The sequence below is a fragment of the Bacteroidota bacterium genome, assembly GCA_005882315.1.
GTDB lineage: Bacteria > Bacteroidota > Bacteroidia > Chitinophagales > Chitinophagaceae > VBAR01.
This window is the reverse complement of the sequence record VBAR01000002.1, coordinates 167,192-182,943: the sequence shown is the minus strand read 5'-3', so window position 1 is coordinate 182,943 and position 15,752 is coordinate 167,192. Positions and strand designations below refer to the sequence as shown.

The following is a 15,752-nucleotide window of genomic DNA, read 5'->3' as shown; positions in this document are numbered from 1 at the left end:
TGCCCTTTTTTAAGATTTCAGCTCAGAAAAAATACTGTGACAGAAATCATTTTTCCACAGGAACCCGTCAGTTGCATGATTCTTGCTTAATATTCTCCAGTTAATTAAAAACCTGTTACTATGAAAATAATATCCTCCGTTTTGCTTTCAGCCTCTTTGCTGATCTTATCAACTTCAACAACCAATGCACAGAACCTCAAAAGTCTTGATGATAAAAATGGTTTCAAAACCTATAAGCTTGGCTCGAAATATACTCCTGTAAATGGAACTAAATTTAAAGATGAAAGCGGCGCTGAAAAAGTTGTTATTAATTCAACAAAGGATATGATCGGTGAAATTCCTATTAAATCCATTGAGTTGTTTTATCTGCGAGATACACTGGCAAGAATCGAAGTAAAGGTTTCACCAGAAAATCATGCAAAGCTGATAGAAGCATGTAAAAATTCATTTGGAACACCAACCACCGATAATTGTGATAATGAAGCCACCCGTACAAAGAAAAATGAAAATCTTACAACCGGTAAATATTACCATGATCTGTATAAATGGAAAACATCAAAGATCACTCTTGATTACTATTATCAGTATCCGATCGTAAGCGGTGACCCGTATGCAGTAAAGGATCTATACATCGCTTATAGCCTTAACAACTATGCTGCTCGTTTACAAAACGCAAAGAAAGGAACTTATACCCCGAAGGATTTTTAATTGCCATTAATATAATTCCCGTTTTCAATACTGTTCAGCAGGATGCTTCCAATATCTTTGCGCCTTTCCATGCTCAAAGCAACTGCACATACTTATCAAAAAGCATTCTCGGGTCTATCTAAAGAAACATGGTTACTGTCTGTGATCATGCTTGTCAACCGTAGCGGCACTATGGTTGTTCCTTTTCTTACACTTTATCTCACCAGCGATGAAATGGGATATAGTATCAGCCAGGCTGGAATTGTTTTTGGCCTATTTGGTCTCGGTGCATTTACCGGTGCCTATTTTGGCGGCAGACTTACTGATAAGATCGGTTTTTACCCGGTTCAATTATTTACATTATTGATGGGTGGTTTATTGTTTTTTGTATTGGGGCAAATGAAAACTTATCCACTGATTTGTTTATTCACTTATCTGCTTAGTTTTTTTAATGAAGCATTTCGTCCTGCTAATTCAACGGCCATTGCTTTTTATAGTAAAGAAGAGAACAGAACCCGTTCTTATTCATTGAACCGCTTAGCAATTAATATTGGTTGGGCCTTAGGCAGCAGCCTTGGGGGTGTACTTGCACATATCAATTATGAATTACTCTTCTGGGTGGATGGATTCACCAATATCGCTGCAGCAATCATCATGTGGCTTTTTCTAAAACCGGTAAACTATAAAGCTCCTGAACATAAAAAAGAACAAAGCCATCTGTCTTTATCTGCTTATAAAGACAAAACTTATCTCGCTTTTATCCTTCTGACTGTTTTGTTTGCATCTTGTTTTTTTCAATTGTTCACCAACCTCCCTATATTTTTCAGAAAGGAATTACATTTTTCAGAACCGGTTATTGGTTTTCTGAATGCGATCAATGGAATTATTATTGCCATTATTGAAATGGCATTGATCTACCGGCTTGATGGAAAAAGAAATAACCTTTTCTTTATTACTATCGGTGTTTTTATAGTTGGAGCTTCATTGGCCATGTTGAATATTCCGGGTATTGGCATATTGCTGGCATTTGTTGTAATTATTCTTGTTACTGTTGGTGAAATGCTGGCAATGCCATTTATGAATTCTTTCTGGATCAGCAGATCACAACATAGCAACCGTGGTCAATACGCAGCATTATATACAATGGCATGGTCAGCTGCACAAACATTGGGACCAATGGGAGGTGCAAGGGTAGCAGATAAGATGGGATTCAATATTCTTTGGTGGTCGATGGGTGGAATTTGCTTTATCGCATCATTTTTCTTTTACCGGATGTTGAGGCAAGCAAATAAAAAAGCCGGTTATGAAACCGGCCTTTAAACTTTATAATAATTAAAAATTATTTTTCAGCTGTTCCGTCTGCTTTCCACTTTTTAAATAGATTGATCGTTGCTTCATCCAATTTTGCAGTTTTCTTAAATGGCATAAAACCCCTGTCGGTTGGATTCAATTCTATTCTCCTGATAATATCATCGATATTGTCACGTACTGCTGCATAAGTATCTAACGGTTTTTTATTACCACCTTTTGCAGGAAAATGACAAGGTGCACAATTAGCCAACATAGCAGATTCAACATTTGCAGCGTAGACTGTAGCAACTTTTGTTTCTGTTTTCGCTGCTGCCTTTTTGGAGGAATTACAATAAGAAAAAATGGCAACTGTAGCGACTAATAAACTAAATACGGTAAGTTTTTTCATGCTTTAAAAATTTGGTGGTAAATATATTTATAATATTCAGAAAATAAAACTTTATCCTTCAAATGGCCATATCTACAGACGAAAGACAAATCAAAACCCTGCGGCGCTACCGGACATTTAATAATGCCACTTTTCCATCCATTGTTGCCGCCACTAGTTTTTTCTTGCCTATTATATTCAGCGTATTCACCATTGAGTTATCAATTTTATGCGCCCATTCTATTGTTTGTTTCCGCGGATCGATGCAATAAACGACACCACTGCGTGTACCAAAAAACACTAATCCATTTTTTTCGATCAGTACGCTGGGCGAATGCTCATACCCGAACCCGCAATGCATTTTCCAGGCAGCATTTTGTTTTTCACGGCTTGCATTGTATGCAACTATCGTATCCTGCATGGTTTTACCATAAATGATTTTCCCATCTTCTGAAATGCCAACCGACTCCCGGATAGTTGCATCATTATTTCTCCAGAGAGTTTGTCCTGTTTCAATATCAATCGCCGAGATATAACGATCCGGCGCCACGATAAAAATTGTGTTACCTGAAATAACAGGTACACAAGCGGCAGGCGAAAAATTCCTGACCGGTGAACCATTATTCCATTTCCAGATCAGGTTGCCATTATTTTTATTCAATGCATATAAATGCCTGTCCCATGCACCGAAAATAATTTTATCATTATATAAAACAGGCTTGCTCACTACAGGGCCGTCCAGCCCATCAAACTTCCAGATTTCTTTTCCGGTAGCAGCATCCAATGCACGGAAATGATGATCGCTGCCGCCTATATAAACTCTGCCCTCATCAACAATTGGCGAACCGAGAAAGGCAGCATCACTATTAAAAGTCCAAACTGGTTTACCGGATTTTATATTGAAACAATAAACGCCACCATCAGCAGAGCCAACAATAAAATTTTCTCCTGATGCGGCTGGTGATGAAAAAATGGCACCTGCTGTTGAAGCGGTCCAGGCTGTTTTTCCTGTCTTTAAAGAAACTGCTTCTACCTTTCCATTTTGATTACCGAATATGACAAGATCATTTGCAACTAATGGAGTTGAAATTACATTTGCATCAGAGCTAAATGTCCATTCAGCTTTTACAGCGGGATATTTTTCATTAATACTGAAGTCTGGTTTGGGTGAAACGACGATCTTATTTCCTTTTTTCAAATCTACTGAACCCCATATCTTGTAATAATCAGTGCCGGGTCTGTGTTCGGTATAGATCATTGAATCATTCCGAATGTCAACAATATTAAATCCTCCTACTTCTGCTTTTGCACGAAGATTAGAACGACCCATAAAAGCAGGAATGCTATCGAAATTCATCATCTTGTTTACATGGCCATGCCCGCATAATACAGCCAATGTATTAAAGCGATTCAGCCGATCAGTTATTTCATACCAGTTATCTAATCCCGGATCAAGCGGGTAATGATTTAAAAAAATAAGTGGTTGTGTTAATGGAGTTCTTGCAAGGATCGTATCCATCCATACGAGTGCATTGCGTGGCACATGCCCATCACTCATACGTACATAGGGGCCCGATGCACAACCAATAAACCGGATGCCGCCATGATCAAATACAAATTTGTCATAGCCAAATGTTTTAATAAAACTGTCACCGCCGCTTTCGCTCCAGCCACTATCATGATTGCCGGGTATGATATGCCATTGAACTTTCAGTTCATCAAGGATCTTTTTTGCCAATGCCAGTTCTTCATTTGTGCCCAGCTCAGTAATATCACCGGTAATAACAACAAAAGCTATATCAGTCCTGCTGTTAATATCTGCAATTGTTCTTCGCAAATCCTCTTCCGCTGAACCATTGGGTGAGCCAATATGTGTGTCGGAAATATGAATAAAACGGAGTGATCCTGTTTGGCCAAAAGACATCAAGCCACTTACCAGGATCAACCAGGATAGAAGAAATTTTTTCATGCCGTTAAGATAAGATTTTACGGTAAAGCTTACAGTTTTCTATTTTTACAAAATGGAAGCGAAAATAACGATCAGAAATATTCAGCCCTCCGATAATCCGGCATTAGCAAAAATTGTAAAAGACACATTAGCAGAATTCGGAGCCAATCATCCAGGCACTGTTTACTATGATGAAACAACAGATGCATTGTATGAATTATTTCAAAAAGAAAGATCGGTTTATAATGTAGCAGAAATAAACGGCGAAGTGGTCGGTGGTGGTGGTATTTATCCTACTGATGGTTTACCGGAAGATACCTGTGAACTGGTAAAAATGTACCTGCTGCCACAGGCAAGAGGCCATGGATTGGGCAGAATGATGATTGAAAAATGTATCGGGCAGGCGGAAGAAATGGGCTTTAAAAAAATTTACTTAGAAACAATGCCTGAACTCAAACAAGCTTTAAAAGTTTATGCCAAATTTGGTTTTAAATACCTGAAAGGCCCGATGGGCAACAGCGGACATACAGGCTGCAGTTTGTGGATGCTGAAAGAACTATAGATGACAATTGATAGATAAAAACTTCACGAACTATCATCTTACCTCTTCCACCTCATACACAGGACTAAACAAATAAACCCGCCTCGAACCGACTTCTTCACATTGAAAACGTTTTCTCAATTTAATCCCTTTCTTAAATATCCTTCCGTCATGAATACGAAAAGCAGAACCTGTTGCTAACTCTTCCAGTAATCTATGATGCGTTTGTTTTGAATCGTACTTTCTTAATACACGCAACAAGCCATCTTCGGCACAACTGCTGGCAGCAGGATTACTCAATGAGCTACGCAATTCTTTTTCAATATCAGTCGGAAATATTTTGTGCTCAACAAATTGTTTTAATACCAACCCGTATTTTCTTTTCCATTCAGGGCCGTGTGCGGCTACTTTATTGCCGAATTCATCGAAAGTGAGTAAATGTGCAAGTTCATGCAGCAGTGTTATAAGAAAAGCATATTGATTCAAATTACCATTTACACTGATGCGGTGATTCTGATGATGTGTCGTATGCCGGTAATCGCCAAGAATACTTTTTCTTTCTTTAGAAACTGTGAGATGTACTCTATAATGACGCAGATATTCCAGAACCGGTAAATAAGTTCCTTCTGGCAAATACTCTTTTAAACTGTCGATCGGCGCTTCTTGCTTAGGCATCTTTTCTTGAGGAGGAAAGTTTCATCAAACCATTTACTTCGATAAAGGTATACACGATATACAAACCCATGCAAAGAAATAACCCCGGCTTATTCACATCTTTTTTCATCGTCATAATGTATACGAAAGCGGCGATCAAACAACTGAACAGTTTTACCATCATACCGCCATATACTCCCCGTAGGAAAGCAGAAGTATTTTTTGTTTTCATTCCATTGGCCATCATCCAAAATGATAAGCCGGTAATAACAAACAGGAATAAATTGCCTATCAGCAATACATCCTGGTCAAAACCTTTCTTTTCGAGGAAACTTTTACCCGAAATAAAAAATGCTGTGAGGATAATAAAAATAATTATTGCCGGCCTGAAGTGTTTTAGCCATTCCCTGTTCATGCAGTCAGTTTAAAAGTGTAAGATCATTTGGCAGCCGCCACCTGTGTTTCGTTTTGTTCTTTCATCTCAACAATATTGGCGCCCATATGACATTCACCGTTGAAGGTAGCTGTCGGTTCAATATGCAGTTTGCCTGCATAAACATTTCCGTTCACAATACAACTGCCACCCAGTTTCAGCAGATCTGAAACTTTGATATTACCGCTTATTTTTCCGAGTATATCGGCTTGCTTGCCGGTAATATTTCCTTCAACTACACCATTGCCCCCGATGATCACTTTTGAACTGCCGTAAAGATTTCCATCAACTTTTCCATCGATCCGGATGTCATGATCAGAGGTGATGTCGCCTTTTACTACTGTGCCGGCACCGATGAGTGTAGCGCCATTGCCATTGGTTTTAGGCGCAGGTGCCTCAACGGTTGTCTCGTTTTTAGGTTTGTTGTTAAACATAGGTATGTATTTTAATCGTTGATAAATTCATCTTTGGGTACTTCGATCTTGTTGGTATCAAGAGCAAGCGTAGTTTGTCCGCTTAGCACTTTTTTTATACTCTCAATATACTTTGCGTTTAAAACTACCTGTTTTTCCAATGAATCGGTACGGTATTTTAACTGCCTGTATTCCCGTCCTATTTTTACCTCATCATTGCCGGGCAAATAATACTTCAAATCAGTAAAAACCATCAGCGCAACAGTGAGCCCGACCAGCAGGACAAAGACGGATGAAAGCATCACATAAACACTCAGTCTCGATAACTTAAACGTCACAACTTCCTCGTAAGTATCATCGTTCATAACCACTAGCCTATAGCGGTTCCGCAACGTCTTCAGGGTCGACCCAGCCTCCAGTTTTGCCATTCTTTGTTTTTTGGCAGCTAAAGGTAAGGAATGCGAATTTGTTTTACCACCCTTTTAACTCAAAAAACCGGGGCAATTTTATAATAAATTATTTGAAATTCAGTTATTAAGAAATTAGATTGCGGCGAAATGCGACCTTACAAAAACCTGCTTTTTTTACTGTTTTTATCCCTTATCTGCCAGGCATTCCAAACTGCTTACGGACAGTTAGGGGTTTCCTTCAACCTGAAGAAACCAAAAGAGTACGAGGACAGGGAGCTCAGAAGCGAAAAATCCGACCAGAAAAAATTTACTTTACCCAAACGCTTTGTTCAAAATACCGTCACCCATTTCAACTACGTTTTTAATGCCAATCAAAAACTGAACGAGATACTTGAAAAGGCAAAAACCCAGCATATAGATGATTATTCCAAACTGCTCCCGTTCTATAATTATTCGCTGGATGTAACTCAGCTCGACTCTCTTTCAATCGATAGCATTTTAGATAAATCGCAAACCGGTATTGCATTGCATGATCTGAGGAATGATTGGGTAGACAACCTGTACCTGCTTTGGGGTATCGCCTACTATCTGCGCAAGGATTTTGACAGCGCCTATATGATGTTCCAGTTTATCAACTATGCATTTGTTCCAAGAGATAAGGATGGCTATGCCGGAACTATTGGCAGTGCAAAAGACGGTAACTCGGCCTTCAGCATTTCAACAAAAGAAAAAACAGACATCGCTAAAAGAGCACTTTCAGAACCGCCAAGCCGTAATGATGCTTTTATCTGGCAAATAAGAAATCATTTGGTTCGGGATGAGTTTGCCGAAGCGGCCAGTTTGATCATTACGCTACGATCGGATCCGAATTTTCCATCCCGGTTAAAAAATGACCTGGAAGAAGTGCAGGCTTTTTGGTTTTATAAACAAAATAACTGGGACAGCGCTGCGGTGCATTTATCTAATGCACTCGGTACGGCAACTAATCAATTGGAAAAAGCAAGATGGGAATACCTGATCGGCCAGTTGTATGAACTCGCAGGAAATTTTAAAGAAGCTGAAACCTATTATGAAAAAACAATTGGACATACTACTGATCTTATACTCGAAGTATTTGCAAGGCTGGCCACTATCCGTGTAAACAAGGATGGCGGCGAGAATTATATTGCTAAAAATATTGAAGAATTATTGAAGATGGCCAAGCGGGATAAATACAATGACTACCGCGATATCATTTACTATATGGCTGCGCAAATGGAGCTGGAACGAAATAATATTGACGGCGCATTGGCCCTGTTACAAAAAAGTTCACAGGTACCAAGCAACGATCCTTCTATCCGAAACAAAGCATTTTTACAAATAGCTGAATTAACGCTTTCAAAAAGACAATACCAGCTCTCTTATAACTTTCATGATAGCCTCGATCTCAATGACCTCGCCCTGGAAAGCAAACGTGAAATGCTTGTAAAGAGAAAAGAATGGCTACAGAAAGTTGCTGACAATATTTCTATCATTGAGAGGGAAGACAGCCTGCAACGGATCGCTGCTATGCCGGAGGATGAAAGAAAATCATTTGTAAAAGGTATAGTAAGAGATTTAAGAAAAAAGCAGGGATTAAAAGATGAACCATTGACTACTGGTTCGATTGCAGGAATGTCAGCAGACCCTCAACCCCTTTTCAGCAATTCAACCGGTGGAAAAGGTGAATGGTATTTTTATAATCCATCAGGCAGGCAAAAAGGACAGGCTGATTTTAAAGCCCGTTGGGGTAACCGTCCGAATGTCGACAACTGGCGCCGCAGTGCAGGTATCAGCGGAATAGCAGTAGCCAAAAATGATGCGAAAAATGCCGCAGCCGCAACCGATAAAAACAACCGGAGACTGGCCAATACATTGCCACAGGAAATCACATTTGATGCATTATATGCAGATCTGCCACTTACACCTGAAGCTAAAAAAACTTCTGATAGTATCATCTCCGTTTCATTATTTGAAGCAGGAAAAACTTTTATACAGGAAGCCGAAGATTGTGAGGAAGGAACAAACAGCCTTGAACGGCTCATAACACTTAGTCCTGATTTTGATAAAATGAATGATGTTTATTTCAATCTCTATTATTGCTACCATAAGGTAGGTGAAACAGCAAAAGCGGCGGCTATTAAAAAACTGATGAGTGAACAATATCCTAAGGACCGGTATACACAAATTGTAACAACAGGAAAGGACCCACAATCAAGATCTGCGAATTCTGATGCAACGAAAATCTATGAAGGAATTTATGACCTCTTCATAGAAGGAAATTTTAAAGAAGCAATTAACCAAAAGAAAATAGCCGACAGCATTTATGGCTATAATTACTGGACACCACAATTGCTGTACATCGAAGCAGTCTATTATATCAAACAAAGAGAAGATAGTACCGCTACAAGTGTTTTGCATAATATCGTTTCGAGCTTTCCTGGAACTCCTATTGCTGCAAGGGCTACGACCATGATAGATGTGCTAAGCAGAAGAAAACAAATTGAAGATGAACTGACCCGCTTGAATATTTCAAGGCCCGCTGAAGTACAAGATCAAAGACCAAGACCCATACAACAGGATGTTACCCGTTTAGTAGCTATTCCTAAACGAGTTTTAATAGATACCGGTGCAAAAAGACCACCACCGGTGGCAGTAACAACTGCGCCAAAAGATTCAGTTACGAAAGCACCAGCAATTGTTCCTGCCGTCGCCACTGCATTTGCACTAGATACTGCATTGGCACATTATGTAGTCCTCGTATTAAATAAAGTTGACCCTGTATTTTGCAACGAAGCAAAAAATGCCTTCTTCCGCTACAACAGGGAAACTTATTACAATAAGCAATTCACCACTGACCTTACTGAATTTGATACAGACAATAAATTGCTTCTGATTAGTCCTTTCAAAAATAGCCGTGAGGCCATTGATTACATCGCAAAAGCAAAACCACTAGCCGCCACAGAAATTATCCCCTGGTTGAAAGGTGGTAAATACGAATTCATCATTATCAACGAGAAAAATCTGAATGTTATAAAAACCAATAAAAACTTAACAGACTACAAAACTTTCATCAATTCCAAGTTTCCGGGAAAATTTTAACCATCCCGTAGCAGCCTATTTCTTAGCTTTGGTTCCACTTCTTTTTTAACCAACTTTCAATTTGACTATGAAAAAATCAGTTCGCATTTTCTGGCGTGTCTTCATTGGTGGGTTTCTCGCATTTGTAGTCTTAGTGATCATGTGTGCTTATGGTGTATTTGGTGAAATGCCATCGCTGAAGGAACTGGAAAATCCTTCCCTGCTCCAGACATCCGAAGTATATGCTGTTGATGGAACCCTGATGGGTAAATATTACCTGGAAAGAGGTAATCGCAGTAATGTAGAGTATTCAGATCTATCAAAGCATCTTATTGATGCTTTGATAGCAACAGAAGATGAACGTTTTTACAGTCACTCGGGTATTGATTTTAAAAGAACAATCAGCGCTGTAGTATCATTAGGCAGCCGCGGCGGCGCCAGTACCATTACTCAGCAATTGGCAAAAGCATTACTGGAACATCAGAAAGGAAGTAAGGCAAACCGTGTTATTCAAAAACTAAAAGAATGGATCATTGCCATTAAGCTTGAAAGAAATTTTACCAAGGAAGAGATCGTTGCCTTATACCTGAATGCTGTTCCGTATGGAGATAATATTTATGGCATCCGCAACGCTACACGAACTTTTTTCCAGAAAGAGCCTTATGCTGTGAATATAAACGAATCAGCAATGCTTATCGGAATGCTAAAAGGAAATAGTCTTTACAATCCGCGCAGGAATGCTAAAGCTGCTTTCGACCGCAGAAATGTTGTACTCAATCAAATGGTAAAGAATGGAAAAATTTCAGAAGCAGAAGCCGCTAAACTGAAAGTGCTGCCAAACGATATCTCCAAATATAAAAAGATGGATGAGAATACGGGCTATGCTCCTTATTTCCGTGAGATACTGCGTGAAGAGTTGAAAGAAATACTTAAAGACACAAAGAACCCGGATGGTAAACCCTATAATATTTATGACGATGGATTAAGAATATATACAACTATCAATCCCCGTATGCAGGAATATGCTGAAGAAGCAGTATACTCACATATGCCTGTAATGCAAAAAATTCTCAATAGTACCAGCTATATCAAAAACGGAAGTATTTGGAAAGAGAAAGAAAAAATACTGGAAGATGCAATGAAAAGCAGTGACCGGTGGAAGAATCTCGACGACGATGGATTAAGCGAAAAAGAGATCAGAGCAAGCTTTTCACAAAAAGTACCGATGAAAATTTTTGCATGGAATGCAAAACGTGAAAAAGATACCGTGATGACGCCAATGGATTCAATTAAGTATCATAAACAAATGCTACAAGCATCTTTTATGGTAATGGACCCGGTAACAGGTGAAGTAAAAGCATGGGTAGGTGGTATTAGTTTTAAAACTTATAAATACGACCACGTTAACCTGAAAACAAAAAGACAGATCGGTTCAACAGTAAAACCATTTTTATATGCACAGGCGGTAGAAGAAAGAGGTATGAATGCAGAAACAATACTTGAACGTACTGCGGTTCATTTTCCGGGTGGCTGGGTGCCTTCGCAAAAAAATTGTAAGGGTGGTACAATGAGTTTTGCTGCTGCACTCGCATGGAGTGATAACTGCTGCTCAGCACATGTAATGGAGCAAGTAGGCCCGGGGCCATTTGCAGATTTTCTTGGGCGCATTGGTATCCCCACTAAAGTGGAACCCTATCCTTCAAACGCATTAGGGGCATGTGATCTTTCTTTATTTGAGTTGATGTGGGGTTATAGCATTTTTGCAGGTCGCGGTTTTACTACCAAACCTTATTTCATTACAAGAATTGAAGACAGGAACGGCAATACAATAAAACGTTTTGATTATAGTGTAAACCGTAAAGAGGCCATCAGTGAGGTCACTGCTTATAAAATGACACAGTTGATGCAAGGTACTGTTGATGTGGGAACCGCTGCCGGTCTGAGAAACAGGTTGGGTGCTGCCGCAATGGGTGGTAAAACTGGTACCACCAATGATAATACCGATGCATGGTTTATGGGATATGTGCCGCAACTGGAAGCCGGTGGATGGGTTGGCTGTGATGATCGTTTCATTCATTTAGCAAAAAGCGATACCCGTGGTTATGGAGGCTTTGCTGCAAGACCAATATGGGAATACTTTATGAAAAAAGTATATGCTGATAACACTTTGGGACTTGATAGATCAGCCGTGTTTGCAAAACCGGAGAATATGGATAATGAAATTCTCAGTGCAGATCCATTAGCTACTATTTCTGAACTGCCGCCACCGGGAGCAGAAGGAACTGATATAGGTGCTGGCTCATCACAGGATTATAATAATACTGAATACATAGGCCCTGAATCACAAAAAGTGCCGGATGAAGATGCCCCAATAAAGAAAGACACTTTAAAATACCCTGCTAAAAAAGACGACAGCGATATAAAACCAATAGGCGCACCAACAGAAGATAAAAAGAAAAAAAAGGGATTACTGAAACGTATATTCGATAAGAAAGATAATTGATGCTGCAGACAATCTCAGTAATTGTAAAAGGAAAAGTGCAGGGTGTATATTATCGCCAATCCACCCGTGAGCAAGCAAGAATATTGCAAATAACCGGAACAGTAAAAAATCTTGAGGATGGTTCTGTTGAAATAATTGCCACTGGTACTTCTGAGCAACTGAAGCAGCTTACAACCTGGTGCAGGCAGGGGCCATCCCGTGCCGTTGTTGCTGATCTAATCATTACTCCCCTATCTTTACAATCATTCAACGATTTCTCAATCATCCGTTAATTTCATTCATATGAAAAAGAAAATCTTTGCAGCACTTACTGCTTTACTTACATTATTTTTTTTAAATGCACAACGTGTTGGTGATCCTAAACTAACCGAAGTATGGAATCCTATTCCGGCAAAAGTTTCGCCAGGGAAATCAGCAGCCGACGCTCCATCGGATGCTATCGTTTTATTTGATGGTAAAAGCGGCGCTGCATGGCAACACGCAGATGGCAAAGAATTCAATTGGAAAATTGATAGTGGTTTTATGCAAGTAAAACCCGCCACCGGAAGTATTCAAACCAAACAGGCTTTTGGAAGTTGCCAGTTACATATCGAATGGCGGACACCTTTTGTAGTAAAAGGTGAAGGACAGGGTCGTGGCAATAGTGGTATTTTTTTAATGAGCCTGTATGAACTGCAGGTACTTGATAATTATAATAACAGAACCTATAGCAACGGCCAGGCCGCAAGCATATATAAACAAAGAATGCCAATGGTAAATGCATGTCGTCCTCCCGGGGAATGGCAGACCTATGATATTATTTTTACAGCACCGCAATTCAATGCAGACAGCTCAGTAAGGTCAGCCGCTAAAATTACAGTGATACATAATGGTGTGTTAGTACAAAATAATATTGAAATATGGGGCGGCTCAGAATATATTGGCATACCCACCTACCAGGTACATAACAGCAAATTGCCAATCATATTGCAGGATCATGGCGACCTTGTAAGTTTCAGAAATATCTGGATAAGGGAACTGTAACGGTTTTAATTGAATGTTGCACATTCATGCATACGTTTTAATTCTTATTATCTTGCAACCCTAACTTCTTACATATGAAAAATATCTCAGTCATTGGTGCTGGTACCATGGGCAATGGGATTGCACATGTATTTGCGCAAGCAGGTTTTAAAGTAAATATCGTTGATGTTTCATTGGCACAGCTCGACCGGGCAGTAGAGAACATTACAAAAAATCTTGACAGGCAGATAGCAAAGGGAACATGCACAGAAGACACCAAGAAGTATACACTAACTAATATCAAATGTGTTTCTGAGATCATTGAAGGTGTAAAAGATGCAGATCTTGTTATAGAAGCCGCAACAGAAAACATTGAACTGAAACTGAAAATATTTGATCAGTTGGATGAATATTCACCTAAGCATGCGATTCTTGCGACTAATACATCATCCATTTCAGTTACAAAAATTGCTCACACCACCAACCGCCCCGATAAAATAATTGGCATGCACTTTATGAATCCTGTACCTGTAATGAAATTGGTAGAAGTAATAAACGGGTATGCTACAAGCAAAGAAGTAACTACTGCAATTGTTGAACTCAGTAAACAATTAGGCAAAATACCATGTGTAGTAAATGATTACCCTGGTTTTATTGCCAACCGCATTTTAATGCCAATGATCAATGAATCAATTTACAGTTTATATGAAGGCGTTGCTGGTGTAGAAGAAATAGATACGATCATGAAACTCGGTATGGCCCACCCAATGGGGCCATTACAGTTGGCCGATTTTATCGGTCTTGATGTATGCCTGGCTATATTGAATGTTCTGCACAATGGATTTGGAAATCCAAAATATGCACCTTGTCCTTTACTTGTAAATATGGTAGCGGCTGGCAAGCTCGGTGTAAAGAGCAGCGAAGGATTTTATACTTATACCGCAGGAAGCAAAGAGTTGGTGGTGAGTAACCGGTTCAAATAAACTGCAATGAAAATTATTAACCGGGAACAACTCCAATTAAATTTTAAAGACCGGGAAATACTTACCAAAGTAAAGCGGAAAAAAACTTTGTTCCTGTTGAAAGCATACCTGGCACTTATTGCTATACTTTTCATGATCTATTTGACAGGGTTTGTAACATCTTCAACAACGAGTATCGACACAATACTCCGATACCAACGGGCAACACTCATTTTAACGTTAACATCATTCTTTCTTATTACATGTCTTTTTATTATCCATTATTTCAGAAAGATATATCCATATACAAAAGACTTGAGGATTGGTTTGAAAACGGTTTCATGGTTTTATCCTGTTGGTTACAAGACTCCATTCTTTGACAGTTTCTTTTTAAAAACAGGCTCTCCTAAAAATCCAATGTTACCGATCCCTAAACATCTTTATGATACAATAGAGCCGGGAGTATTGGCCTTTATTGTTTTTGCCCCGGCATCACGTTTCTTATTAATGTTAGATGTTAACGGCTTGCAGGTGGAGTATAATGAAGAAAGTAATGGATTGGATCTGTAGTAATTCAGAACGGTTTTACATTGACAGCCAGCAAGTCTTTAATTTTTTCGAGTACTTCACTGAGTCTATTCTTTGGTATTCCGATCTCTACAAGGCAAAATAATTGCGCCTCATTTTTGAATACTTCACAATCGCATTGCTTTATTATCCGCATCACATCATTCATCAATTCATAACTAAATTCCAACCTGTAATTACAGTACACAGGTTTTTGAACAATTACAGCTGCTTGTAATGTCATTGAAGCTGATGTTTTATAGGCATTGATCAAACCCGGCACACCCAGCAATGTGCCACCAAAATATCTTACAACGATAATCACAACATTGGTCAGTTCTTTACTGTCGATTTGTCCAAGAATGGGTCTGCCTGCTGTGCCGGATGGTTCGCCATCATCACTTACACGGAAATTATTTTTATCCGTGCCTAACCGGTAAGCAAAACAATGATGAACTGCTTTTGGATGCTCTTTTTTTAAGTCAGCCAGCCTGATCTTAAATTCTTCAATTGACTGAACCGGGTAAACATAAGCAAGAAACTTACTTCCCCTGTCTTTAAATTCAGCAGTGGCGGGCTTTTCAATTGTATAATAAAAGTCAGGGATCAATTTTCAGCAGGCTTCTTTTCTTCTTTCTTAATAAACAGGAAATAAATCTGGATGCAGGTGATAAAAACATTGGGAATAATTATAGGCAAATTAACATCGAGCAAAAAACCATAAGTAGTAAAAGCAATAGCACCAAGCAAATTAATAGTACGCAGCAACCGCATATTTTTCCCTGCAAGAAAACTCACTACTACCAGTGTTGCGCCCAAATATCCAACCCATTCTACCCAGTTCATAAGCATTTA

17 protein-coding genes are annotated in these 15,752 nt (G+C 39.2%); 9 read left to right on the top strand and 8 right to left on the bottom strand.

Translation table 11 applies throughout. The features are described from left to right. Nucleotides 1–120 precede the first annotated feature (120 nt). Both E6H07_12030 and E6H07_12025 read left to right on the top strand, forming a co-directional pair. A complete protein-coding gene (locus tag E6H07_12030; protein ID TMI63504.1) occupies nucleotides 121–708 on the top strand; it encodes a hypothetical protein in 588 nt (195 codons plus the stop codon). Between the two features lie 69 nt (nucleotides 709–777). Continuing rightward, on the top strand, nucleotides 778–2,007 hold the full coding sequence (locus tag E6H07_12025; protein ID TMI63756.1) for an MFS transporter: 1,230 nt from the start codon (nucleotides 778–780) through the stop codon (nucleotides 2,005–2,007). A 19-nt stretch (nucleotides 2,008–2,026) separates the two neighbouring features. Here E6H07_12025 and E6H07_12020 read toward each other — a convergent pair whose 3' ends face one another. Next, nucleotides 2,027–2,386: a hypothetical protein gene (locus tag E6H07_12020; GenBank protein TMI63503.1), complete on the bottom strand. Its 360-nt coding sequence runs from the start codon at nucleotides 2,384–2,386 to the stop codon at nucleotides 2,027–2,029. 106 nt (nucleotides 2,387–2,492) lie between these two features. Then, nucleotides 2,493–4,334, bottom strand: a complete 1,842-nt coding sequence (locus E6H07_12015) for a metallophosphoesterase (protein TMI63502.1) — start codon at nucleotides 4,332–4,334, stop codon at nucleotides 2,493–2,495. Nucleotides 4,335–4,386: 52 nt separating this feature from the next. Here E6H07_12015 and E6H07_12010 point away from each other — a divergent pair, with 52 nt between their 5' ends. After that, nucleotides 4,387–4,875, top strand: a complete 489-nt coding sequence (locus E6H07_12010) for a GNAT family N-acetyltransferase (protein ID TMI63501.1) — start codon at nucleotides 4,387–4,389, stop codon at nucleotides 4,873–4,875. A gap of 33 nt (nucleotides 4,876–4,908) precedes the next feature. Here E6H07_12010 and E6H07_12005 read toward each other — a convergent pair whose 3' ends face one another. From E6H07_12005 to E6H07_11990, 4 genes are read right to left on the bottom strand one after another with little or no spacing between them, the layout of a single operon-like run. Continuing rightward, nucleotides 4,909–5,529, bottom strand: a complete 621-nt coding sequence (locus E6H07_12005; GenBank protein ID TMI63500.1) for a hypothetical protein — start codon at nucleotides 5,527–5,529, stop codon at nucleotides 4,909–4,911. Then, complete coding sequence (locus tag E6H07_12000; GenBank protein ID TMI63499.1) at nucleotides 5,522–5,923, bottom strand: hypothetical protein; 402 nt, start codon at nucleotides 5,921–5,923, stop codon at nucleotides 5,522–5,524. Before E6H07_12000 ends, E6H07_12005 begins: the two co-directional genes overlap by 8 nt. 23 nt (nucleotides 5,924–5,946) lie before the next feature. After that, nucleotides 5,947–6,375, bottom strand: coding sequence for a polymer-forming cytoskeletal protein (locus tag E6H07_11995; GenBank protein TMI63498.1), 429 nt, complete (start codon nucleotides 6,373–6,375; stop codon nucleotides 5,947–5,949). Nucleotides 6,376–6,386: 11 nt separating this feature from the next. Further along, complete coding sequence (locus E6H07_11990) at nucleotides 6,387–6,782, bottom strand: hypothetical protein (protein TMI63497.1); 396 nt, start codon at nucleotides 6,780–6,782, stop codon at nucleotides 6,387–6,389. Between the two features lie 129 nt (nucleotides 6,783–6,911). On the opposite strand from E6H07_11990, the gene E6H07_11985 reads away from it, so the two are divergent. From E6H07_11985 to E6H07_11960, 6 genes are all read left to right on the top strand, one after another. Then, a complete protein-coding gene (locus E6H07_11985) occupies nucleotides 6,912–9,884 on the top strand; it encodes a hypothetical protein (protein ID TMI63496.1) in 2,973 nt (990 codons plus the stop codon). Between the two features lie 67 nt (nucleotides 9,885–9,951). Then, nucleotides 9,952–12,366: a penicillin-binding protein gene (locus E6H07_11980; protein ID TMI63495.1), complete on the top strand. Its 2,415-nt coding sequence runs from the start codon at nucleotides 9,952–9,954 to the stop codon at nucleotides 12,364–12,366. Next, nucleotides 12,366–12,638: an acylphosphatase gene (locus E6H07_11975; GenBank protein ID TMI63494.1), complete on the top strand. Its 273-nt coding sequence runs from the start codon at nucleotides 12,366–12,368 to the stop codon at nucleotides 12,636–12,638. The genes E6H07_11980 and E6H07_11975 overlap by 1 nt, the downstream gene beginning before the upstream one ends. Before the next feature lie 10 nt (nucleotides 12,639–12,648). Beyond that, entirely contained in the window at nucleotides 12,649–13,389 is a 741-nt protein-coding gene (locus tag E6H07_11970) for a DUF1080 domain-containing protein (protein TMI63493.1), read from the top strand. A gap of 74 nt (nucleotides 13,390–13,463) precedes the next feature. Beyond that, nucleotides 13,464–14,351, top strand: coding sequence for a 3-hydroxybutyryl-CoA dehydrogenase (locus E6H07_11965; GenBank protein TMI63492.1), 888 nt, complete (start codon nucleotides 13,464–13,466; stop codon nucleotides 14,349–14,351). A gap of 6 nt (nucleotides 14,352–14,357) precedes the next feature. After that, nucleotides 14,358–14,900 carry a hypothetical protein gene (locus E6H07_11960; protein ID TMI63491.1) on the top strand — a complete coding sequence of 181 codons (543 nt, stop codon included), beginning with the start codon at nucleotides 14,358–14,360 and terminating at the stop codon, nucleotides 14,898–14,900. A gap of 4 nt (nucleotides 14,901–14,904) precedes the next feature. Here E6H07_11960 and E6H07_11955 read toward each other — a convergent pair whose 3' ends face one another. Together E6H07_11955 and E6H07_11950 are read right to left on the bottom strand one after the other, a co-directional pair. Next, nucleotides 14,905–15,507 carry a YigZ family protein gene (locus E6H07_11955; GenBank protein TMI63490.1) on the bottom strand — a complete coding sequence of 201 codons (603 nt, stop codon included), beginning with the start codon at nucleotides 15,505–15,507 and terminating at the stop codon, nucleotides 14,905–14,907. Continuing rightward, nucleotides 15,504–15,749 (bottom strand): uroporphyrinogen decarboxylase, encoded by a 246-nt coding sequence (locus E6H07_11950; protein ID TMI63489.1) that lies wholly within the window; start codon nucleotides 15,747–15,749, stop codon nucleotides 15,504–15,506. The genes E6H07_11955 and E6H07_11950 overlap by 4 nt, the downstream gene beginning before the upstream one ends. Nucleotides 15,750–15,752: the final 3 nt, after the last annotated feature.